The sequence below is a fragment of the Gaetbulibacter aestuarii genome (assembly GCF_039537665.1).
Taxonomy (GTDB): Bacteria; Bacteroidota; Bacteroidia; order Flavobacteriales; family Flavobacteriaceae; genus Gaetbulibacter_A; species Gaetbulibacter_A aestuarii.
In genome coordinates, this window is sequence record NZ_BAABAY010000001.1 from 1,546,809 (window position 1) to 1,567,350 (window position 20,542).

A 20,542-nucleotide genomic window follows, 5' to 3' on the forward strand; every position below is an offset into this window, starting at 1 on the left:
GATGATGGGAAAATCATCAGGGCATTTTATTTTTATTTAACATGTGAAATGAATTTATAACAGAAGAAAATTAATTTCTTCTCCCTCTATCATCTGAGCGTCGGTCGTTGTGATACACTCTTATATTATCTCCAAAATAATTATCTACACGCACTTGTTTCGCATGTCTGAAGTTTATGTGATTATATCTGGGAGGTAGCGTGTTAACTCGAATCCAAACGCCATTGTCTAAATATAAATAATTACGAAGTGTTAAGTCGTAGTAAATGGTATATTCCGGGAAATATACGTAGCGTACATTAATCACCCGATGTGGATAAAACCAACCCGGAACAGGATAGTTTGGTCTGGACGATATAATAACCGGACCACAACTTTCCAGTATTAAAAAAGCTGCAGCCGCAATGATAAGTTTCGAAAGTGAAATCGTTTTCATGATTTTTGTTTTTTTAATGAAATCAATGAGGCTAATAATATAATTCGTTTATAATGCCTTCTTTTTCTAAAGCTTTTATAATGGCTTTTACATATTTGTTTACTGAGGCATTTACCGAAGAAGGATCAACAAGATTGTAAGAGGCTACCCAAACCAGAGATTTTTTATTGGTGTCCTTAAGATTATAAAGTGTAGACTCAATTGTGTAAACCTTATATTTTTCATAATAACCTCGATCAAAATAGACATCCTGATAGAAATAATAATACCGGCCAAAACGTGGCCAGTAATAATTGCGGATGTACCAATCTCCGGTATAACTTGTTTTTTCATTGACACCCTTCACCGCTGAGATCAGAACGGCATCAAAACCTTCATGAGCTAGTTTGTTAACTTCCTTTTCAATGGTTTCTTCACTTTGTTTGGTATTAGTAAAGCTTGGAGCAAATACATTATAACTTTCAACCGCATTTATACCACGGTCACGAAAGGCCGACTGTAATTGAGATTCAAAGGTTCTTCTGGCTGTCAGGTTATCCGTAACGCCAACAATCAATACTTTTGTAGGTTGGAAATCAGTATAATTTGAGTTTCTCCAACTATCGATCATTCTTGAAGATGAGCAACTAAAACTCACTAAAATTATTCCTAATACATAACTTAAATTTTTCATAACAAATCCTTTTAATTATGATATAAATGAACAATTTAAAGGTGAAATCTGAAATGATATTCATCACTTTAAAAGTCTTATAGCTGTTATAATTAGAGGTGTTTAATACCGGTTTAGGAGATCACACTGATGATTCCGATAAGAAGAATAAGTATCAATACGAAATTTCTAAATTGTTCTTGTGAAACCCGGGTAAGAATCCGTTTTCCTATATAAGTTCCAATAATACTAACGGCTATCAAAATAGGAACCAAATACATGTCGTGTTTATGCATGTAGCCATTCAAATAATACACCACGGTTCTACTGGAATCTACAGCCATATCGATAACAGCGGAAGTGGCTATAAATTTATCTTTGTTCATTCTGAACGCGGCCAGGGTAATTCCGCGAATGGCTCCACCGGTTCCTAAGAGTCCTGCACTTAAACCGGAGAGCGATCCCCCAACGATGGCGTTTTTCGTTTTTGGTTGAATGTGAAGATGTTTAAAAATGAGAAAGACTAAACTCAGGCTTATAAGAAAAAATCCGAGGAAGTAGGTCAGTATTTTAGGGTCGAAATACTTGCTTAAATAAGCTCCAATGGATACAAATATCACCGCGGGAATACCGAGCGATACAATGATTTTTTTATCGATCCCTTTTTTGAAAAGTACAATTTTAGAGAGATTGCTAGACAAATGATATAAAGCCGTGATGCCCAGAACGGATTGAAAATCGAAGAAAAAATTAGCAACAGGAACAAAAAAAACCGAAGATCCAAAACCACCTATCGTACCAATTATCTCAGCAATAAATGATAGTACAATAAAGACAGGAAGGTATCGGGTAAGCACAATGGTTTACAGTTTTAAAAATTTACGATGTTATATTTTTCGGTACTAAAAACCTTTGGGGCAAAACCATTTTTTACTGGATTGCCGGATCGTGAACACCGGTATCAATAAAGCCTGGATTTATAAGTTGCTCTTCATCTAATATAATCACAACCAATCGAACATACTCATTCACCGTATCATCTACTGAATTGGGATCGGTAACATCAATGTAACCTTTCCAGATCAGTTCTCTGGGATTGGTAGGGCATATACAATACATGGAAGTTTCAGTATGATAAATCGAATATTCTTCGTAATAATCAGGATTGTAATAAGCATCCTGATATTTCAAATAATCCTCTTTGAATTTGGTATAGCCCGGATCAAAACTCTTATAATTTGTTTTGTAGGCTATTTTATCTTCCACGCCAATCACTTTGGTCAATAAAATGGTATCGAATCCTTCATTGATGAGTTTGTCTTCCAAAGCACTAAGATCTTCTTCAGTTTTCTTTTCCGAAGTGAAAGATGCTCTCAAAAATTCTGAGCTTGTTACCGCGGCAACACCTCTAAGCTCATAAGCTTCTTTAAGTCCGTTTTCAAATTGTAATCTTGCTTTTTTATTTGAAGTCATGCCCACAATAAGAACTTTATTCGGACTATAGGTATCGATATCGGGGTTTTTCCAAAAATCATTAAACTCCAATGATGAACAACCAAGTGCTAAAAAACATAATCCTATGTATTTTAAGACTTTCATGATGTTTTTATTATAATTCTATTCAAGCAGGCGCTTTTGTTTGCCCTCTTTTAGCACACCTTTTACAACAGTAAATAATTCTGTTTTTATGGTTTTATAGCGATCTAAAAAGTTTTTAACATTAATAATGAGTTTTACGTGTTTGTTCTTAAAGGCTTTTTCTTTATCAAATTCGTTGATGCCATCAACCATAATGCTTAAGCCTTTCTCATGATTTTTTACAATCTCCAAAAGAGCATCGGTTTCTTTTTGGATCTTGCTCAGTTTATCAATAACCTTTTTACTTTCAGCAAAGTGTTTTGAATCGATAAGTTGTAGGGTATACGACTTTATAAGATCATCTAAAAACAGCTCTTCATCTTTGGCAAATTCCAATTCTGAAAGCCAATTTCTGGAATCTCTGTGCATGTTCTCAGCGTTTAACCAAACATCGTATTTGGCATTAATTTCTTTAGTTTCCATGGCGTATTAGTTTAAAATTTTAAAAAAGCAGAAAGTAATATGAGGTTGATATTACTTTCTGCTTAAAAAGTTTAATCAACTTTAATTACTTTTTTAGGAGGTTCTTTTGTTACAGCTTCTTCTTTTTTAATCAATTTAAGTTTCAAGATGCCATCTTTGTAAGTTGCTTTTACATCTTGATCTAAATCTATTGAAGGTGGTAACATCATAGAACGTTGGAAAGATTTATAATTGAATTCGTTGCGAGCATATTCATTTTCTTTCACTTCTTTTTCTTCTTCTTTTTTACCTGAAATATGAAGTACATCATCTTCAATAGTCACATTAAAATCCTTTTTGTTGAATCCGGGAGCTGCTAATTCAAACTCAAAATCTTTGTTATGTTCTTTAATATTCAATGCAGGCATCAAACTGTCATCTTCAAAGAAATCATCTTTAAAAATATCGTCGAAACGCATTAAATTATCAAAATTTGTGTTGAATAAGCTGCTGCCCCAAGGTCTTAAAAAGGTATTGCTCCATGGCGTAACCAAACGGTTTTCTGCTGGAGTCATTCTGTTACGCTTGCTGCGTTTTGCTAATGTTGTCATAATATTAATATTTTAAATTGAACATGTATTTTGCTCATTAAATATATCCAAGGAAGCGCCTTTTCACAATGATATATATCAGTCTGAACGGTTGCCTGAAGTTGTCCTGTTGATAATTTTTTTAGTTTATCAACACACTTTTTAGGTATGGAAACAACTTGAATTTAAAGTCTGAAAGACTGTTTTGATAGTTTACAACCCGCATTTCCATAGTGTCCTGCGCCTTAATAAAAAAGTTATCGCAAGCCATATCCTGACATTCTAATTTATTTTTGATTAGATGTAAATGACTTTGAAGATCATTTAACAGGTCACTGCGTTTTTTCTCCAATACCTGAACTTCATTTTTAAAACCTGAAAGGCGCTCATATAAATTAAGCATTTGACTTTTATAAATGGGCTTTTCCAACAGAACATCGTAGAACTCGAGTTCAATGTCCAGATTTTCCAATTTTGAAATGGCTTTCGTGATGTTATATTGCAGTTCTTCAATGGTTTTATTACCGTTGAAGCTTCTATAAAATTCTAATGTTTCCATAACGTTTTCTTTTAAAATTAGAGTATCAGTTTTTTTACATCGGCAAGTTTCGGGACAGTTACCTGCCATTTAAAAGTGGTTTCGATTTTCACTCTGAATGCATCCAGAGCTGTGGGTTCGCCATGAACTAGGAAAACCTGTTCAGGGATATTTTTTATGTTGCGCATCCAATCCAGTAACTCGTTCTGGTCGGCGTGTGCCGATAAACTTTGGATACTTTCTATGGTTGCTTTTACAGGATAGTATTTTCCAAATAAGCGAATTTCATGAGTGCCGTCCTGTAGCTGCCGGCCTCGGGTACCATCGGCTTGATATCCGACTAGAAGGACGTTGGTAGTTGGTTCGTCAATTAATTGCTGCAAATAGGTGAGTACACGACCACCGGTAACCATGCCGCTTCCTGCAATTACAATTTTCGGACGTTTGTCGTCAATGGTTTCCCAGGTTTCCTGGTAGGATTCCAAAATGTTCACATGCTCACACATGTTGTGATATGCGGTCTCGGATAATTTGTGCCATTTTGGAAATCGGTGAAAAACATCCAGAACATTATTTCCCATAGGGCTGTCAACAAAAATGGGAATGTTCGGAATTTTATTAGTTTGATACAGTTTCCAGAGTAAATAGATCAGGGTTTGTAGTCGCTCCACCGCAAAACTAGGGATGATTAAATGGCCTCGGTTTTGGATGGTTTTTTTAATAAGTTTTGCCAATATTCCGGAGACATCCTCTTTGGGGTGTAGTTTATCGCCATAGGTACTTTCCATGAATAGATAGTCGGCCCATTCCGGCTTTTTAGGATCATCCAAAAGATAATCGTTTGGTCGGCCAACATCACCTGAGAAAACCACACGCTTACCAAAAAGATCTAATTCTATAAAAGTGGCACCGATAATATGGCCATTAAACTGAAAGCGATAACTGATATTATCTGAAAGTTTGATCCATTTATCAGGAACCTCGGCTTTGAAATATTTTAGTGTTTTTTCAGCCTCCTTTATGGTATAAAAAGGTAACGCGGGATCATGCTTTGAGTATTTTTCTTCATTGGCCTTTTCCGCCTCTTCCTCCTGGATTTTAGCGCTGTCCTTGAGAATGATCTCTGAAATAGCCAATGTTGGTGCTGTTCCTATTATGTTACCTTGAAAGCCCTGTTTGACTAATCTTGGGAGGTATCCCACATGATCCAGATGACCATGCGTTAGCAGCACCACATCAATAGTTTTAACATCAAAAGGCAATGGGCTCCAGTTTAACTCCCGTAAAGGTTTTAAACCTTGAAACATACCGCAATCAATAAGGATATTGCGCTCTGAAGTTTCCACCAGAAATTTGGATCCTGTTACCACTCCCGCGGCTCCTAAAAAATGTATTCTTGTAATCGCACTCATGGTCTTTAAGATTTACAAAGCATACTTATTTCATTTAAAATGCGTTTTTTACGCGTTTCAGAAACCCCTAAATGATCCAAATAAAAATTATCACCAATGAGCTCCCGGCATAACACAATATCACGACTTAATAAAAATTGTTTTTCTCGGTTGGTGAGTAGGGTAGAAACAGTAATGGGGTATAAGCCCAGGCGATCGATACGGTCTTTTAGTCCTTCGTTTTCAGGATAATCCCAACTCAATAAGTATAAATTAGCGCATTTTCCATAGGCAATAGCATCGAGCGTAAATCGTGTATTTGTAACCACCCAACCCTGCGTTAGGATAGACGAGTTTTTTAAATCTTTATCCCAATGGGCCTTAATATCGTTATACCTCGAGTGGATATATAAGGGAATTTTTACATTACAATTGATGCCTTTTTCTCTGTGAAATTTGCACTCAATAATTGTAGTATTACCATTTTTATTAGCCATAACATCTACTTCGTGTGAAACACAACGTCCTTGGATTATGGTGTCAACTTCGGTTTTGTAACCCGAATATTTTAAAATCGCACCTATAAAACGCTCAAAGGGAAAACCTGTTGGTCCCAATTCATAAATAGCTTTTTTAAGCTTATATCTTGAGGCTAAATGCCGTTCTTTTTTCTTAAGCATGGCGAATGCCCGGTTGTAGATTTCCTTGGTTGAAATACCCTGATATAACTCGTCCCGAACGGTATCGATAATGTGATTAACTGTTTCCTCATCGGCACCAACCCGGATTAGTGAGGAACGTAGTTTTTCAAGAGAAAATTTTGCTTTTTCCCCGGATGATTTGATAATATCGAAGGTTTCTGTTTTCATGATAACTACTATAAAAAAGTAAAAAGGAATACATCGGTTTTAATTCCTTAGATCATGCATAACCAAAATAGGAACTCTGGAAATATAGGCGATCTGTTTCACCAAAGGATGGGTTAACATGCTGTGAAAAAAGCTGTGTTTTTTGTTAATGAAAGCTACCATGTCGCTCTCGCGGCTTTCAACAAAACAATTTATTCCTATGGGGACTTCCACATGACTCAGGTGGTGATAGGTATGGGCAACCGGATAGAAGTATTCCTCCAGAAGCGCCTTATTATTCTCTTGCTTTTCATTGAGCTTTTTCTCAGAATTTATATGCAAAATCCGAATCGCAGCATTACATTTTTGAGCGAGATCGATTAAATAATCTAATTCCCGATGCTTGATATGGGTTTTGTAACTTGTAGGAAAAACGATCTCCTTCGGAAGGTCTCGTTTTGCAAGCTCGGGAACCACAATAACAGGACAGTTTCTTACTTTTTCCATGACCTCAGTGGCCACACTTCCAAAGGTATTGGAACGTGAATCCGTTTTTCCCTTGGTTCCCATTACGATCATATTGATGTCTTTTTCTTCTACAATAATCTTGATCGCTTCAACAACACTGTTATAGCGGGCCATGGTTTCAAAATGATGTTTTGAATTGTGGTAATCCTTTAAAACAAGCATGTCCATTACCTTTGCAAGACCGTCTTCTGCATCCGATTTAGCCGACTCATAAAGTTCTGATCCGGGCTCCATGTTCAATAAGCTTCCAATCATGTCGCTGTTTCCGTTAAAGACATTCAATATGTAAAAATCGCAATGGTCTTTTTTATATAATTCCATAGCATAACTGATTGCATGCCAGGCATTTTTAGAAAAATCTGTAGGGAGTAAAATCTTGCGCTTCATGGCTTTACGTTTAGGTTGTTACATAAATTTACTCTTAATAGCACATGATCGCAATGATAAATATCAGCTCATTCCGGTATCACTAAAAAGGGTATTTTAGGGTGAAATCCTATATTTTGAATGACCGGTTCATTCATAATTTTCTCAACCCAGCTGTGTTTATATCGCACCATAGCTAAGAGATCTATCTCCAATTCATCCACAAAATCATGGATCTCTTTGGCTTTTTTAGCATATTTAGGCATCCAATGAATACTGTACTCATAGGTATCCAGATAATTTTGAAGGGACGATAGATTGTACTTTTGAATGTTGTTGAGATCGTCTTCCTCATTGATGTGAATGATCCTGAGTTTTGAATTGAAAAGATCTGCAATGACCTTAACCTGACGCAATTCTTTGGGATCGTAGAACCTGTTGTAATCCGTAGGTAAAGCTATTTGTTTTGGTTCGATAAAATCATATTCTTCAGGAATGATCAAAAGGGAACAATCATTCAAGGTTTTACTGATATTAACGGTGTTACTTCCTAAGAAAAATCGTTTAGCCCCGGATGCACCTTTGGTTCCCATAACCACCATTTCGATATTCCATTCTAAAATGGCTTTTTTTATAGCCCTATAAAGCTCGTCTGTGGTTAAAATGATCTGAAAATCATGATTTGCATTAGCATCTGAGGTTTCAGCCAGTTCACGTAATGCCAATAATTCCTTCATCGCATCTTGCTCCATAGTTTTGATAAGGCGATTGGACAGGTTTGAAAGCATCGACACTTTTATGGTTACGCTATGCAGAAAATAAAATGTGCAATACTCATCTTTAAACAACTTTAATGCATAAACGATAGCATTCCAGGCGTTGTCTGAGAAATCCGTTGGCAATAAAATGTGTCGTTTCATGGCTGTCGATGTTTTAAATTAGGTTTGGAGAGGAATCACCAAAAAGGGAACATTAACATGAAATCCGATTTGTTTTATGGTATTTTTAAAGAATAAATTTTCGAAGAATGAATGTTTATTATTGATCATGACCAACAAATTAATTTTCGCTTTTAATTGAAAGTTGGCAATACCTTCTTCAACAGTCTGGAAACTTACATCATGGAACAAATGTGCAATATTTTTAAAGCTCTCTTCGAGGAATTTTTTATTTTCTTCCTGAAACTTGGTGAGGTCGTAACCACTGGAAATATGGAGAATGTTTACCCGGGTATTGTATAATGAACAGATCTCTAAAATGGGTTTTAGATCGCGATGTCTGAACGCCACTTCAAAGTCATTTGGAAACAATACTTCGTGCGGTGTTTCAAAGAAGAATTTTCCCGGAACAGCAATTACGGGGCATTTAACGCTTTTTAGAACATGCACGGTATTCGATCCGAACAAAATCTCTTTGGCTCCGGTAGCCCCTTGAGTTCCCATAATAACATAATGGATGTTTTTTTCTTCAACCTGGTATTCAACTTCCTGGATCAAGGTGTTAAAAGCAGAAATGGCTTCAATGGTGTGTTTCGGGTTTTTAAACTCCGTTTTAATTCTGGTTCTGAATTCCTCTAAACCATTTAGAGAATTTTCACGAACCGTGTCCTGAATGCCATATTGTGCCGGAGAGGCTAAAACATATTCCACATGATAAACTACAGGGGTATAGGTGTTCAATAAATAAAAAGTACAGGTCTCGTTTTTGAAAAGCTGGACGGCATACGATACGGCGTTCCAGGAATTATCTGAAAAATCGATGGGAAGGAGTATATTTTTCATGGCTTTAAGATTTTAATTCATTTATTCGCGTTTCAGGTTTTGTAATGCTAAAAAGGGGATATCAATATTCAAGCTTAGTTCGTCCACTTTAGATTGTTCTATGATATCCTCTAAAAAAGAATGTCGGGTGTTTACCATTACCAGCATATCTATGTGATTTTCTTTAATGTATTTATAAATAGTGTTGATGAAATGTTTGCTCTTTTCCACTTTAAACCGGAGTTCATTTTTACATAGCGTTTCTTTTATAAAGTTTTGATTGTCCTTTTGTCGCATTGATAATTTTTCCGAAGCTGAGATGTATAGCATATCGATCACTGCTCTGTAGGGTGAGGCCATTTCACATAGCAATTTTAACTCTCTACGTTTATAAGGGATGAGGTAATTTGTTGGGAAAAGTATGTGTTTAGGCTGGGTGTATTTAAAGTTTACGGGAATGGCCAGTACAGGGCAAGGAACATATTTTATCACTTGCAGCGCATGACTCCCGAAGGTGATTGTTTTATCGTTGGTTCTCCCTTTGGTGCCCATAATGATAAGGTCGATATTTTCTTTTTCTACGATGGTTTCGGCTTCATCGACCAGCACATTATTTGATGAAACAATAAAAAAGCTGTGATTTGGGTTTGGCGAAAAGTCTTTTATATTAGTAACAATGTCCTTTAACTGTTCTTCGGAATTCTCACTAACCGACCGGGTAACGTTTTCCAAACCTTCTTTTTCAATCAGATCTTCATCGGCATAAATATCATCCTGGAAGGCATGCATAATATAAAATTCGCTGAGCTCATATTTCAAAAGATCTACAGCATATTTTAATGCATTGAATGCATTTTCAGAGAAATCCGTGGGTATTAATATCTTTCGCATCACATCAGGAGTTTCTTTAAAATTAAAGCCTACACCTGCTTGATACAATGATATTTATCATAATTGGAAAGGGTTTTGTAGCGGCGTGTTTTAAACGCAAAAAAGGGAACGCCGTTTTACCGAACATCCCCTTTTTTCAATCACATACTTACACCTGTGAATTGATTAATAGCTAGTGTTTTGATAAGAAACAGGAAGCCGGAACTTCCTGTTTCTTTTATTGAAACTATTTGAAATTATTAGGTAACTTTTCCTTCATTAACATCTCTCAAAAGTAATATTAAAACTTCAGAAAACTAATAAGTATCAAACGTTTCAAAATCTCGGGCCAATCATTACCGTTAATGCATTACCCCTAAATATTTTAAAAAACAGGAGATCGCAATCTCCTGTTTTTCCAAAGTCTTTAGTGTTATTATTTGGCATTCGGTTTTGCTTCAATGTGTTCTTTATTTCTAAAGTCGACATCATTGGGTTTTCCTGCTAAAAAATAGCTCTAAACACTTTGTTCATCGGTCTTATCAATTTTCATGATGAAGACCAGTTTGAAGTTAATATGGATAAGAACTTTTAATTATGATGCTAATTTACAGCACTGCATCCACTCAAAAAATGATATTTATCATGTTTTGGAAAATTATATGGGTACCACTTCGTAAACGGCATTAAGTAGGTATACTCCGGTTAAGAACAACAGGATGTAAATAACTTGCACCAATTTTACGTTAATGAATTTTAAGAACGATACGGTTTGTTTTGGAAAAATAAACAAGGATAAACCTATATATAATGCCAACCAACCCATAAGTGTAATGATTATTCTCCAATTTGCTTCCCAAATATTATGAAATAGGATGTTCAATAACCCGATAACTATGGCAAACAAGGACGCCAGGATCAAAAACTTTTCATCGTTAAGATCTGAAAAAATTTGTCGGATCCTCGATGGGTTTAAGCTTAATATCAAAAAGAAAATAATAAGATACCAACCCCAAAACAGGCCTAAAAAATCGGATGTATTCATCTTCAAAGTTTATTTTTCGTGTAATACTAAAAATGGTGTTTCAGTGTGATAACTTATTTCTTCTACACGGGAATGAAATAGAATTTGTTGAAAATAATTGAGGTTTTTTGCTACCATACTGATCAAATCAACATGCCGGCTTTGAACAAAACATTCAATAGCATCTTCAATTCTTTTATTGGTTAAATAATGGAAGCTGTGTTCAACATCACTGAAATAATCATCTACCAATTCCCGATTTAATTTTTGTTCGCTGTTAAGTTCAATTTTCTTTTTACTTACATGAACAATTCGTAATGCCGCTTTTTGCTCTTCAACAAGGTCTGAAATAGGTTCCAGGATCTCTAAGTTATAATTCATTGAAAAATCTGTTGGGAAAGCTATTTCCTTTAAGGGTGTAAATTTGGCTTGTTCAGGAACAACCAAAGTGTTGCATTTAACCTTCGTAATAACATCACCGGTGTTGCTACCAACAATAATCTCCTTCAAACCTGATGTACCTTTGGTTCCCATGACAATGAGATCGATACGATTTTCTTCAACCTGTTTGCGTATAGCATCGATAAAAAAATTATAATCTGAAAGGGTGTAAAATCTGTGATTCTTATTGTCGGGATAGTGCACCGCAATACGCTTCATAACTTGACGCAATTTACGCTTGGTAGGTTTGGTGTAGATCTTCAATAATAATTCTTCATCGGCCAGAAAGGGAGCTCCATCCATAAAATTATCAGTGACCTTATTGACGTGCAGTACGTAAAAGTTGCAAGCCTCGTTTTCAAACAATCGAATGGCATAATCAATGGCATTCCATGAATTTTCTGAAAAATCTGTTGGTAATAGTATGTTTTTCATTTCTTTAAATTTTTTATACCTCTAAATTACAGGGAACTGCAGGGAGATAAAATGATATTAATCATGTAATAAATGACTTTGATTTTTTCCTAGGTAATAGTTTTTAACCGCTCCAGATCAACGACTTTTATATTTCTTCCTTCAGCCTTAATAATACCTAACTTTTTAAATTCTGTTAGGGCTCTGATCAAGGTTTCCGTTGCAATTCCGGCTACACTTGCCAGATCGTTTCTTGAAATTTTAATGGGGTCGTCGGGTTTTCTATTTATTTTTTCAGCAAACTTTAATATCGTAGCAGCTGTTTTTTTGTTCACTGTGCCGTAAGCAATTTGTAATAATTGTTCTTTAACATCAGATAGATTGTCGGCAAGCAATTCAATAAGTTCTAAAACTACCTTGTGATTTTTGTTGAGCAATTCTGTAAATTCTAGAATGGAAACGCCCAGAAGGGTCGTGTCGGCAATAGCCGTGGCGGTTTCCTGATGCGGGATATTTGTGGTAAACGAGGTGTAATCGAACAGATCGTCTTCTTTGTATAAGGCGGTTACCAGTTCTTTTCCCTGCTCGTCCATACGATGGCATTTTACAGCTCCTTTGCTTATAAGATAGATGTAATTGGAGTGGTCTCTCTCATAATAAATGATGTCGTCCTTTTTATAATTGAACTCGGTTCCGTAGTCGTCAAAAAAGTTCTTGAGATCATTCAGGGTTTTTATCTCATCTTTTTCCTGAGTTAGCGCAAAGCCATTTTTATGGGCTTGATTCAATTCCTCTAAAATCGCGGCCTTTGCAAGTCTGCTTTCAATAGCGCTTATAATATCATCTTCTGTGAAGGGCTTCGTAATGTAATCATCGGCCCCTAGATTCATTCCTTTTCTCACGTCTTGTCTTTCGGTTTTAGCGGAGAGAAATACAAAAGGGATCCTATTTGTTTTTTTGTCTTTTGAAAGAATTTCCAAGGTACCATAACCGTCTAACTCCGGCATCATAATATCGCAAACAATAATATCGGGAATATGTTTCTTTGCCATTTCTACACCAATTTTTCCGTTTGCGGCGGTTAGAATCTTGTATTTGGATAGTTCCAAAAGCTCGGCGGTGTTTTCTCGTAAAACGGAATCGTCCTCAACTAATAATACTGTTTTCATAGCTTTTCTGTATTAGGAAATGTAATTTCAAAGGTGGTGCCTTTACCTTCTTCACTTTCAAAAAATATACTGCCTCCAAGGTTTTCGAGATGGGTTTTCACAATATTGAGACCAATTCCATTTCCTTGCGTATTAATAACATTCTGCGCTCTGAAGTAACGTTCAAAGATGTGTTTCTGATCTTTTTCAGGGATACCGTAACCTTGGTCCCTTACCGTTATTATGGTGTTCTTTGGTTCCTGTTTCACCTTTAAATCTATGGTTGTTCCTTCATCTGAATATTTTATAGCATTGTGCAATAGATTTGATAAAATGAGATGAATTATTTTTTCGTCTTGATACACGGAAAGACCATCAATGTCTTCAGGATACTGAATTTGTTGTCCTTTTTTAAGAAGCATATTAGCATCATATACCGCCTGATCGATGACCTTACTTAAATTGAACTGGTTTAATCGATAATTTACTTTTCCGGTTTCTAATTTTTCCAGGGATAAAAAGTCATTTATAATATTGTTGAGGTAATACACCTTGTCGATGATGGTCTTGATGTGTTTCTGACGTTTGTCTGCATGTTCTTTAACAACATATTTTCTAAGGAGCTCGCTCGAGGTTAAAATAGCACTTAACGGCGTTTTAAACTCATGTGAAACCATGGATAAGAAATTCGTTTTGATCTCATTTAGTTCCTTTTCCTTGCTTAGCGCTTTTTCTAGCTGGTGGGTGCGTTCTTCAACTTGTTTTTCCAGCTTTTTAGTGTAGTTTTTTCGCTCGGTAATATCTAAAGCAATCGCTATAAAAACATTTTTGTTGTATAATTTTGAACGTTGAAAATGCACTTCAACAGGATAGGTTGTACCGTCTTTTCGAATGTGTTCGTTTTCGTATTTTACTTTTTCAACGTTCTTTTTTTGCAACACATTTATGGTTTCCTGAAGCCGCTTTCTGTTCTCAGGCGGTTTAATATCCAAAATGGTCATGTGCTTCAATTCTTCAAAAGTGTAGCCCAGGTTTTGTTGCGCACCAAAATTAACATTCAAAAACTTCAAGGTTTCAGCATCCAAAACATAAATCTCATTTAGCGATTCGTTTAATATGGAACCTAAATGATGCCGTTCTTCTTCCTGCTGGATTTTATGGGTTACGTCATTCTGGATACCAATAAAATTGGTAACTATACCCTCTGAATCTGTTATGGGGAACACATATAAATCGTTCCAGAATAAAGTACCGTCTTTTTTGTAATTACGTAATGTGGCTTGGCAACTTTGGCCTTTGCTAATGCAATCCCGAAGTTTTTTCAAAGGGGGTTGGTCGCGATCGTCTTTTTGTAAAAAACGACAGTTATGATTAAGGATTTCTTTGTCAGAATAACCGGTAAGTTTTTGAAAGGCCGAATTGTAAAAAATAATAGGATTATCGTGTTTTAAGGCATCCGTGATCACGATCCCGTTCTGAGCCGATTGCAAAGCTTTAGTGCGCAACATGAGATTTCTCTCAATTTCCTTTTTTTCCGAAATATCTCGAAATACGGCCATAACATAGGTTTTGTCATACACCGTGAAAGGATTCAATTCAGCATCCACACTGATAATCGTTCCATCCTTTTTTACGCCATAAATATCTTTGGTTTCACTCATTTTGATCCGCTTACCATTTTTAATGATGGTTTTAAACTGACTGGTGTAAACCTTATGAAAGTTAGATGGAGTAAGGATATTTAACGATTTTCCTAAAAGTTCCTTTTTTGAATAGCCGAAAATAGCCTCCGAAGCCGCATTCAGGTCTACAATATTTTGTTCAAAATCAACAATAATCACGCCTTCAGAAATGGTTTCTAAAAGAATTTTGAAAATTTGTTGATCATGTTGATACATAACAACTTACAAGTTTGGTGGAATGATGTAAAATTAAGTGAAATACCCAGCTTTAAAACTGACTTTTATCATGGTTTGAAGTGTAGTATTGACTTATATTTAAGTTTGTTAAAATGTATTATTATGGAAACGAAAAAGAAGTTAACACATAAGTTTTACCAAAACCTTGGTAAACTGTTTTATGCTGTGGCTGCAGCAGATAGGCAGGTGCGCGATGCGGAGTTTGACAAGTTGAAAACACTGGTAAAAAATCAGTGGTTAGATGTTGATCCCATCACCGACGAATTTGATACAGATGCCGCTTATGAAATTGAAATTGTTTTTGATTTTCTTAAAAGTGAAGAGCGTATGAATATTTATTCATACTATAAAGATTTTGTAGATTATAAAAACGAACAACCCCATTTGTTCACCCCTGAGGTAAAACAACTCATTTTAAAAACAGCCAATGCCATTGCGGCTTCATTTTCCGGTATCAATAAGTCAGAATTAATTTTATTGGCTAAATTAGATATGGAATTAAAAAAGTAAATTCATGAGTAACTTTATTAGCATCATAAATTCAGATATTCCCGTTTTGATCGATTTTCATGCCGTTTGGTGTGGTCCGTGCAAAGTGCAGGCACCTATTTTAAAAGAGGTAAAACACGAACTTAACGACGGCGTAAAGATCATTAAAATTGATGTGGATAAAAATCCCGCTTTAGCGGCAAAATACCAGGTTCGTGGTGTCCCTACCATGGCACTTTTTAAAAATGGCAAATTACTTTGGCGGCAGTCCGGAGTGCTTCAAAAAAACGACATTATAGGGGTTATTAAACAGTACGCTTAATACGATTTATTTATCATGATAAATATCATTTTCTAATAGCTCGAATGACCTTAATTTAGATGGCTATTTAAAATGTCATGTCATGAAAAATTTACTCCTTATTTGGTTAATAATACCCGTATTTGCCTTTTCGCAAATTACGGAAGATCTCGATTTTATTGCGCCTTTTAATGACGGTCTGGCTGCTGTTCAAAAGGGAAAATCCTGGGGATTTATAGATCAGTCAGGTGCTTTGGTTATTCCTTTTCGTAATGATTTGGTAGTCTCCAGAACAAACGGTTTACTATACCCTGTTTTTCAAAATGATCGTTGTTTAATATCAACGATTAAAGATGGGATCACTTATTTCGGTTTTATTGATACCACAGGAAAAACGGTGATTGCCCCTCAATTTTTAAATGCTACAAATTTTGAAAATAATGCTGCCATAGCCTTAAATATCTTGAAACAGGACCTGGGCGATAATGGTATTTTAGGAAAGCATGTGGTAGGCTATCGCTACTTTGAAGTTGTTATCGATCCCTACGGAAACATTGGAACCTATTTAAATCCCAAAGGAACGAATATGGCTCTGGACAAAAAATACCTAAAAACACCACCCGTAATAACCTCGAGACAAATATCAGATCAGATATACGCCGTACGTACCGAAAATAATAAATGGAAACTTGTTCTTGTTGATCAGGAAACAGCATTTTAAATGAGAGCGAATCTTCAAATAGGGCACATTGGTGGTATCAACATCCTGGTTCACTGGACATTCATTTTTTTGATTATTTGGATTGTTGTTAGTGAATTGTATCGTGGTGGTGATGCCACCAGTATTTTATTTAACATCATTGTGCTTATTGGAATTTTCGCCTCTATTATCCTTCATGAGTTGGGACATGCTTTGGTTGCCAAACGCTTCCATATTCAAACGGAAAAAATCACTTTATTACCCATTGGTGGTATGGCCAGTTTTAAACGCATGCCAAAATCGCCAAAAAAAGAATTTTTGGTAAGTATGGCAGGTCCTCTGGTAAACCTTATCATCGCTATATTCTTATATTACAGTATACCTGTAAAGGTTTATTTTCAAATGAATTTTACCGAAGCTTTTGAGTTTTTAATGAACTTTTCTTTAAGTAGTTTCCTTTTTTATCTTTTTGCGGCCAATGCGGTACTTTTCATTTTTAATCTCATACCGGCGTTTCCAATGGATGGCGGGCGTATGCTGAGAGCGCTTCTTGCCATGAAAATGAGTCGTATCAAAGCCACTAGAATAGCTACGAGTGTAGCCCATATTATAGCTGTATTGTTCTTATTTTCAGGGCTCTTATACAATCCGTTTTTGGTGATTATAGCCATTTTTATATTTTTTAGCGCTTTCGCGGAAAATCAAATGGTACAGCAAAAGGCCCTGCTAAAAGGTCATGCTGTAGAAGAAGCAATGATGATAAACATGACCACATTACTACCGGATGATCCCATAGATATAGCCGTAAACCACATTATTTTCGGAACAGAAAAAAATTTCATTGTTGTTGAAGATCATCAAGTAAAGGGTATTTTGTATCATAAAGATATCATTGATAATTCCAACAAAAACCTTTCAGTGAAGGAGGTCATGAAAACAAAGTTTCAATTATTAAAGTATTCCGATAATTTAGTGGATGCCTATAATCTTATCGTAAATAAAAAGAATGCTTTCATTCCCGTTATGAAGGATGATAAACTAGCGGGCGTCATTGATGCCACAAATCTCAACGAATTTTTATTACTGCAGGCTAAATTGGCGTATTAGAAAAGGATTACTTCGCTTGCAATATTTTTTTCTTGGTTTATGACTTAAGTCATTTAAAATCCCCCAACAAAAGGGTATTTTTATTTCATGATCAAAATTTAAACCCATGAAAAATTATTCCGAAACACCGCCTTCACAAATTAATAAGCAAATAAGTTGGAAAAATTTACAGCATCTTATGGAACAACTTAAGAGTAATCTGGATTTTTATTATCTGGATTTGAGTTCTTTGGAAAACCTGATAGAATATTATTTTTCGAAACTTGTGGCTCAGGAGAATTTGGATGAATTACGCGAATTACAACAGGAAGTTTTTAACCTCAAAACGCAATGTGATTATTTAAAACAGCGCTTGCGCGTTGATATGGATGGAAAAGAGGCTTTTCTTCAAAATCCACCGGTTTTTAAGGATGAAAATGAAGAACTTGAACACGAAATTTATAAATTTGTTACTGAGGAAAATGAGTTGGAAAAGGCTATTTTCAGCATGATCCAGGAAGTTCTTGGCAGTGAAGCCTCAGAAAATCTGACTCTTAATTAATTGAGATCATGAAAACGATACAAAGCATTGAGGACAAGATTTTAAAACTCACCGATACTATTGAAAATGACTATCCCGAACTGTATGCTTATTTGGATGAAAATCCGGTAACCATGCCATCTTTGGACCATCCCAATATTACGGTAGCAGTCATGGAGGATTACCTTAAAAGCTTACAACAAATTTTAAAACACCATATAGAAACCCATAAAAAATAATTCATGGCTTTTATTGATTATTATAAGATTCTAGGTTTACCCAAGGATGCTTCTGAAAATGATATAAAAAAAGCCTATAGAAAACTGGCTCGTAAATATCATCCGGATCTCAATCCGAACGATCCTGTGGCGGAGAAAAAGTTTAAAGAGATCAACGAAGCTAATGAGGTATTGAGTCATCCCGAGAATCGGAAAAAATACGATCAGTATGGCGAGCATTGGCAACATGCTGACGAATATGAAAAGGCTCAACAACAACAACGAAGTCAGCAACAATATCAACGGCAATATCAAGGGGCTTCAGGAGGCTATTCCGAAGAGGATTTTTCAGATTTTTTCCGCGATATGTTCGGAGGTGGCGGAGGTTTTTCCGGTGCTCGAGGTGGTGGGCACGTAAAATTTCGTGGTCAGGATTATAATGCTCAGCTTCAGCTCGACCTCAAAGATGTCTACACAAAACACAAACGTACCTTAACCGTTAATGGCAAGAATATCCGGATCACCATTCCTGCGGGTGTAGAGCATGGTCAGATCATCAAAATTAAAGGCCATGGCGGAAAAGGCGTTAATGGTGGTCCTAATGGCGATCTTTACATTGAATTTTCTATTATTAACCATTCAAAATTCAAAAGAGACAAAGACAATCTTTATGCTACCGTAGATCTCGATCTCTATACCGCAATTTTGGGCGGAGATCTTCTGGTAGATACGTTTGATGGCCAGGTGAAATTGAATATAAAACCGGAAACCCAGAACGGAACTAAAGTAAAACTTAAAGGTAAAGGATTTCCGAAATATAAAAAGGACGGGCAGTTTGGTGATTTATATATTACCTATCAAATTAAATTACCGACAAACTTATCGAAAGCCGAGAAAGATTTAGTAAAACAGTTACAAAAACTTCGTAAATAATGGAAACAACAGATCTTATACCGGTTCAAATGGTTTGTAAACACTATAAAATCCCTGTTGCTTTCATAAATAATTTGGAAGCCTTTGAACTAATAGAAATTACAAGTGAGAATGATGATATATTCATTCATAAAACGCAATTGAAACGTGTGGAAAAAATGGCGCGCATGCATTACGATCTGGACATAAATTTTGAAGGCATTGATGTCATTTACAATTTATTAGATCAGGTGAATGAATTAAAAAAAGAGATTACAGATCTGCATAACAGACTTCGGTTATATGAGGATTTATAAACCCCGGTTATGGAACATATCAAACAATGGGTAGCAGATAATCCTACACTGGCAAGTGTGGTGAAATTTGCTTTGCTCGTTGTTTTCGTTTTAAGTATCATCCAGCTTCTTCGTAGGTTTTTGCGAAAACAAGTCACCGATACTACAGCGCGATACAAATCTCAAAAAGGTATTGAAGTTGTGGGTTATATAATTCTGATCCTGCTTTCTTTCTCTTATTTTACCGGAACCATTAAAGATCTAACCTTAGTTTTGGGGCTGTTCACTGCAGGAGTTGCTTTTACGCTTCAGGAGCTCATACTTAGTGTTGCAGGCTCCTTGTACATTTTTACTGTTAAGGTTTATACACCCGGCGACCGTATCGAAATTAATAATATCAAAGGAGATGTGATTGATGTCGATACTATTTACACCACCATGATGGAAATTGGGCAGTGGGTAAGCAGCGATAATTACACCGGACGCATCGTTAAGCTTAGTAACGCCTTTGTTTTTAAAGGACCTGTATATAATTACTCCAAAGACTTTCCCTTTATTTGGGACGAATTTAACTTACCAATAAAATACGGCTCAGATATTGCTTTGACCGAGGCGATCCTGACCAAAATTTCTTCACAAACACTTTCACAATTCACTACAAACTCAAAAAAGCAATGGCGCGATGTGGTCAATAAATACTACATCGAAGATGCCATGCTCGACCCTACCATTGCTGTTACTTTAACAGACAATTGGATTCAATTTAATCTGCGATATATCGTAGATTATAAGAAAAGACGTTCCACCAAGAATGCCTTACAGAGTGAAATTTATAATGAAATTTTAAAAACCAAGGGCAAAGTAAAACTAGCTTCTGCAACGTTGGAGCTTATGCGATTACCCGAAATAGAGGTAAAAGTAACTTCCTAGACAGCCACTAGAAAATAAATTTCTGGTTTTCCTTAAGAGTGCAGTGTACTAATATTAGGCAAGGTCCTGAAAACCTTAAGTAATATTAGTTACAAAGAAGACGA

At 35.8% G+C, this 20,542-nt stretch carries 26 protein-coding genes; 9 read left to right on the forward strand and 17 right to left on the reverse strand.

The genetic code is table 11. From position 1 onward, the window contains the following. Positions 1–70: 70 nt before the first annotated feature. The 17 genes from ABD682_RS06915 to ABD682_RS06995 form a co-directional block, all read right to left on the reverse strand. Complete coding sequence (locus ABD682_RS06915; protein WP_344740368.1) at positions 71–436, reverse strand: hypothetical protein; 366 nt, start codon at positions 434–436, stop codon at positions 71–73. Positions 437–467: 31 nt separating this feature from the next. Next, entirely contained in the window at positions 468–1,109 is a 642-nt protein-coding gene (locus tag ABD682_RS06920) for a hypothetical protein (RefSeq protein WP_344740369.1), read from the reverse strand. Positions 1,110–1,222: 113 nt separating this feature from the next. After that, a complete protein-coding gene (locus tag ABD682_RS06925) occupies positions 1,223–1,945 on the reverse strand; it encodes a sulfite exporter TauE/SafE family protein (protein ID WP_344740370.1) in 723 nt (240 codons plus the stop codon). A gap of 73 nt (positions 1,946–2,018) precedes the next feature. Continuing rightward, a complete protein-coding gene (locus tag ABD682_RS06930) occupies positions 2,019–2,687 on the reverse strand; it encodes a hypothetical protein (protein ID WP_344740371.1) in 669 nt (222 codons plus the stop codon). An 18-nt stretch (positions 2,688–2,705) separates the two neighbouring features. Next, positions 2,706–3,149 carry a hypothetical protein gene (locus ABD682_RS06935; protein ID WP_344740372.1) on the reverse strand — a complete coding sequence of 148 codons (444 nt, stop codon included), beginning with the start codon at positions 3,147–3,149 and terminating at the stop codon, positions 2,706–2,708. 71 nt (positions 3,150–3,220) lie between these two features. Next, positions 3,221–3,739, reverse strand: coding sequence for an Hsp20/alpha crystallin family protein (locus ABD682_RS06940; protein WP_344740373.1), 519 nt, complete (start codon positions 3,737–3,739; stop codon positions 3,221–3,223). 121 nt (positions 3,740–3,860) lie between these two features. After that, positions 3,861–4,277 carry a hypothetical protein gene (locus ABD682_RS06945; RefSeq protein ID WP_344740374.1) on the reverse strand — a complete coding sequence of 139 codons (417 nt, stop codon included), beginning with the start codon at positions 4,275–4,277 and terminating at the stop codon, positions 3,861–3,863. A 17-nt stretch (positions 4,278–4,294) separates the two neighbouring features. After that, positions 4,295–5,668, reverse strand: coding sequence for an MBL fold metallo-hydrolase RNA specificity domain-containing protein (locus tag ABD682_RS06950; protein ID WP_344740375.1), 1,374 nt, complete (start codon positions 5,666–5,668; stop codon positions 4,295–4,297). A gap of 5 nt (positions 5,669–5,673) precedes the next feature. Next, positions 5,674–6,516 (reverse strand): ATP cone domain-containing protein, encoded by an 843-nt coding sequence (locus ABD682_RS06955; protein ID WP_344740376.1) that lies wholly within the window; start codon positions 6,514–6,516, stop codon positions 5,674–5,676. 39 nt (positions 6,517–6,555) lie between these two features. Further along, positions 6,556–7,410, reverse strand: coding sequence for a universal stress protein (locus ABD682_RS06960; protein WP_344740377.1), 855 nt, complete (start codon positions 7,408–7,410; stop codon positions 6,556–6,558). A gap of 68 nt (positions 7,411–7,478) precedes the next feature. Continuing rightward, complete coding sequence (locus tag ABD682_RS06965; protein WP_344740378.1) at positions 7,479–8,309, reverse strand: universal stress protein; 831 nt, start codon at positions 8,307–8,309, stop codon at positions 7,479–7,481. Positions 8,310–8,327: 18 nt separating this feature from the next. Further along, complete coding sequence (locus ABD682_RS06970) at positions 8,328–9,170, reverse strand: universal stress protein (RefSeq protein ID WP_344740379.1); 843 nt, start codon at positions 9,168–9,170, stop codon at positions 8,328–8,330. A 21-nt stretch (positions 9,171–9,191) separates the two neighbouring features. Then, entirely contained in the window at positions 9,192–10,040 is an 849-nt protein-coding gene (locus tag ABD682_RS06975) for a universal stress protein (RefSeq protein WP_344740381.1), read from the reverse strand. Between the two features lie 637 nt (positions 10,041–10,677). Then, entirely contained in the window at positions 10,678–11,064 is a 387-nt protein-coding gene (locus ABD682_RS06980) for a hypothetical protein (protein WP_344740382.1), read from the reverse strand. A 9-nt stretch (positions 11,065–11,073) separates the two neighbouring features. Beyond that, the gene (locus ABD682_RS06985) at positions 11,074–11,919 is read right to left on the reverse strand and encodes a universal stress protein (protein ID WP_344740383.1); all 846 of its coding nucleotides are present in this window, start codon (positions 11,917–11,919) and stop codon (positions 11,074–11,076) included. Positions 11,920–12,008: 89 nt separating this feature from the next. Beyond that, on the reverse strand, positions 12,009–13,067 hold the full coding sequence (locus tag ABD682_RS06990) for a response regulator (protein ID WP_344740384.1): 1,059 nt from the start codon (positions 13,065–13,067) through the stop codon (positions 12,009–12,011). Then, on the reverse strand, positions 13,064–14,944 hold the full coding sequence (locus ABD682_RS06995; protein ID WP_344740385.1) for a PAS domain-containing sensor histidine kinase: 1,881 nt from the start codon (positions 14,942–14,944) through the stop codon (positions 13,064–13,066). Before ABD682_RS06995 ends, ABD682_RS06990 begins: the two co-directional genes overlap by 4 nt. A gap of 123 nt (positions 14,945–15,067) precedes the next feature. On the opposite strand from ABD682_RS06995, the gene ABD682_RS07000 reads away from it, so the two are divergent. The 9 genes from ABD682_RS07000 to ABD682_RS07040 all read left to right on the forward strand — a co-directional run bounded on the left by ABD682_RS07000 (position 15,068) and on the right by ABD682_RS07040 (position 20,438). Then, entirely contained in the window at positions 15,068–15,475 is a 408-nt protein-coding gene (locus ABD682_RS07000) for a hypothetical protein (protein WP_344740386.1), read from the forward strand. 4 nt (positions 15,476–15,479) lie between these two features. Then, the gene (gene trxA / locus ABD682_RS07005) at positions 15,480–15,776 is read left to right on the forward strand and encodes a thioredoxin (protein ID WP_344740387.1); all 297 of its coding nucleotides are present in this window, start codon (positions 15,480–15,482) and stop codon (positions 15,774–15,776) included. An 82-nt stretch (positions 15,777–15,858) separates the two neighbouring features. Further along, positions 15,859–16,476 (forward strand): WG repeat-containing protein, encoded by a 618-nt coding sequence (locus ABD682_RS07010; protein ID WP_344740388.1) that lies wholly within the window; start codon positions 15,859–15,861, stop codon positions 16,474–16,476. Continuing rightward, positions 16,477–17,562, forward strand: coding sequence for a site-2 protease family protein (locus tag ABD682_RS07015; protein WP_344740389.1), 1,086 nt, complete (start codon positions 16,477–16,479; stop codon positions 17,560–17,562). Between the two features lie 106 nt (positions 17,563–17,668). After that, positions 17,669–18,103: a hypothetical protein gene (locus tag ABD682_RS07020; protein ID WP_344740390.1), complete on the forward strand. Its 435-nt coding sequence runs from the start codon at positions 17,669–17,671 to the stop codon at positions 18,101–18,103. An 8-nt stretch (positions 18,104–18,111) separates the two neighbouring features. Beyond that, the gene (locus ABD682_RS07025; RefSeq protein ID WP_344740391.1) at positions 18,112–18,321 is read left to right on the forward strand and encodes a hypothetical protein; all 210 of its coding nucleotides are present in this window, start codon (positions 18,112–18,114) and stop codon (positions 18,319–18,321) included. Positions 18,322–18,324: 3 nt separating this feature from the next. Further along, positions 18,325–19,233, forward strand: coding sequence for a DnaJ C-terminal domain-containing protein (locus ABD682_RS07030; protein WP_344740392.1), 909 nt, complete (start codon positions 18,325–18,327; stop codon positions 19,231–19,233). After that, positions 19,233–19,529: a chaperone modulator CbpM gene (locus ABD682_RS07035; RefSeq protein ID WP_344740393.1), complete on the forward strand. Its 297-nt coding sequence runs from the start codon at positions 19,233–19,235 to the stop codon at positions 19,527–19,529. Before ABD682_RS07030 ends, ABD682_RS07035 begins: the two co-directional genes overlap by 1 nt. 9 nt (positions 19,530–19,538) lie before the next feature. Beyond that, positions 19,539–20,438, forward strand: a complete 900-nt coding sequence (locus ABD682_RS07040) for a mechanosensitive ion channel family protein (protein ID WP_344740394.1) — start codon at positions 19,539–19,541, stop codon at positions 20,436–20,438. Positions 20,439–20,542 lie beyond the last annotated feature (104 nt).

Excerpts from the sequence above, each read along its gene's own strand:
- ABD682_RS06970 (WP_344740379.1), bottom strand. The coding sequence starts at position 9,170 with ATGAAAAATATACTCCTTCCCATCGATTTTTCAGATAATTCCTGGAAC.
- ABD682_RS07000 (WP_344740386.1), top strand. The coding sequence starts at position 15,068 with ATGGAAACGAAAAAGAAGTTAACACATAAGTTTTACCAAAACCTTGGT.
- ABD682_RS06945 (WP_344740374.1), bottom strand. The coding sequence starts at position 4,277 with ATGGAAACATTAGAATTTTATAGAAGCTTCAACGGTAATAAAACCATT.
- ABD682_RS06995 (WP_344740385.1), bottom strand. The coding sequence starts at position 14,944 with ATGTATCAACATGATCAACAAATTTTCAAAATTCTTTTAGAAACCATT.
- ABD682_RS06990 (WP_344740384.1), bottom strand. The coding sequence starts at position 13,067 with ATGAAAACAGTATTATTAGTTGAGGACGATTCCGTTTTACGAGAAAAC.
- ABD682_RS07020 (WP_344740390.1), top strand. The coding sequence starts at position 17,669 with ATGAAAAATTATTCCGAAACACCGCCTTCACAAATTAATAAGCAAATA.
- ABD682_RS06920 (WP_344740369.1), bottom strand. The coding sequence starts at position 1,109 with ATGAAAAATTTAAGTTATGTATTAGGAATAATTTTAGTGAGTTTTAGT.
- ABD682_RS06975 (WP_344740381.1), bottom strand. The coding sequence starts at position 10,040 with ATGCGAAAGATATTAATACCCACGGATTTCTCTGAAAATGCATTCAAT.
- ABD682_RS06940 (WP_344740373.1), bottom strand. The coding sequence starts at position 3,739 with ATGACAACATTAGCAAAACGCAGCAAGCGTAACAGAATGACTCCAGCA.
- ABD682_RS07030 (WP_344740392.1), top strand. The coding sequence starts at position 18,325 with ATGGCTTTTATTGATTATTATAAGATTCTAGGTTTACCCAAGGATGCT.
- ABD682_RS06930 (WP_344740371.1), bottom strand. The coding sequence starts at position 2,687 with ATGAAAGTCTTAAAATACATAGGATTATGTTTTTTAGCACTTGGTTGT.
- ABD682_RS07015 (WP_344740389.1), top strand. The coding sequence starts at position 16,477 with ATGAGAGCGAATCTTCAAATAGGGCACATTGGTGGTATCAACATCCTG.
- ABD682_RS06955 (WP_344740376.1), bottom strand. The coding sequence starts at position 6,516 with ATGAAAACAGAAACCTTCGATATTATCAAATCATCCGGGGAAAAAGCA.
- trxA (WP_344740387.1), top strand. The coding sequence starts at position 15,480 with ATGAGTAACTTTATTAGCATCATAAATTCAGATATTCCCGTTTTGATC.
- ABD682_RS06960 (WP_344740377.1), bottom strand. The coding sequence starts at position 7,410 with ATGAAGCGCAAGATTTTACTCCCTACAGATTTTTCTAAAAATGCCTGG.
- ABD682_RS07010 (WP_344740388.1), top strand. The coding sequence starts at position 15,859 with ATGAAAAATTTACTCCTTATTTGGTTAATAATACCCGTATTTGCCTTT.
- ABD682_RS07035 (WP_344740393.1), top strand. The coding sequence starts at position 19,233 with ATGGAAACAACAGATCTTATACCGGTTCAAATGGTTTGTAAACACTAT.
- ABD682_RS06965 (WP_344740378.1), bottom strand. The coding sequence starts at position 8,309 with ATGAAACGACACATTTTATTGCCAACGGATTTCTCAGACAACGCCTGG.
- ABD682_RS07040 (WP_344740394.1), top strand. The coding sequence starts at position 19,539 with ATGGAACATATCAAACAATGGGTAGCAGATAATCCTACACTGGCAAGT.
- ABD682_RS06950 (WP_344740375.1), bottom strand. The coding sequence starts at position 5,668 with ATGAGTGCGATTACAAGAATACATTTTTTAGGAGCCGCGGGAGTGGTA.
- ABD682_RS06915 (WP_344740368.1), bottom strand. The coding sequence starts at position 436 with ATGAAAACGATTTCACTTTCGAAACTTATCATTGCGGCTGCAGCTTTT.
- ABD682_RS06980 (WP_344740382.1), bottom strand. The coding sequence starts at position 11,064 with ATGAATACATCCGATTTTTTAGGCCTGTTTTGGGGTTGGTATCTTATT.
- ABD682_RS06935 (WP_344740372.1), bottom strand. The coding sequence starts at position 3,149 with ATGGAAACTAAAGAAATTAATGCCAAATACGATGTTTGGTTAAACGCT.
- ABD682_RS07025 (WP_344740391.1), top strand. The coding sequence starts at position 18,112 with ATGAAAACGATACAAAGCATTGAGGACAAGATTTTAAAACTCACCGAT.
- ABD682_RS06985 (WP_344740383.1), bottom strand. The coding sequence starts at position 11,919 with ATGAAAAACATACTATTACCAACAGATTTTTCAGAAAATTCATGGAAT.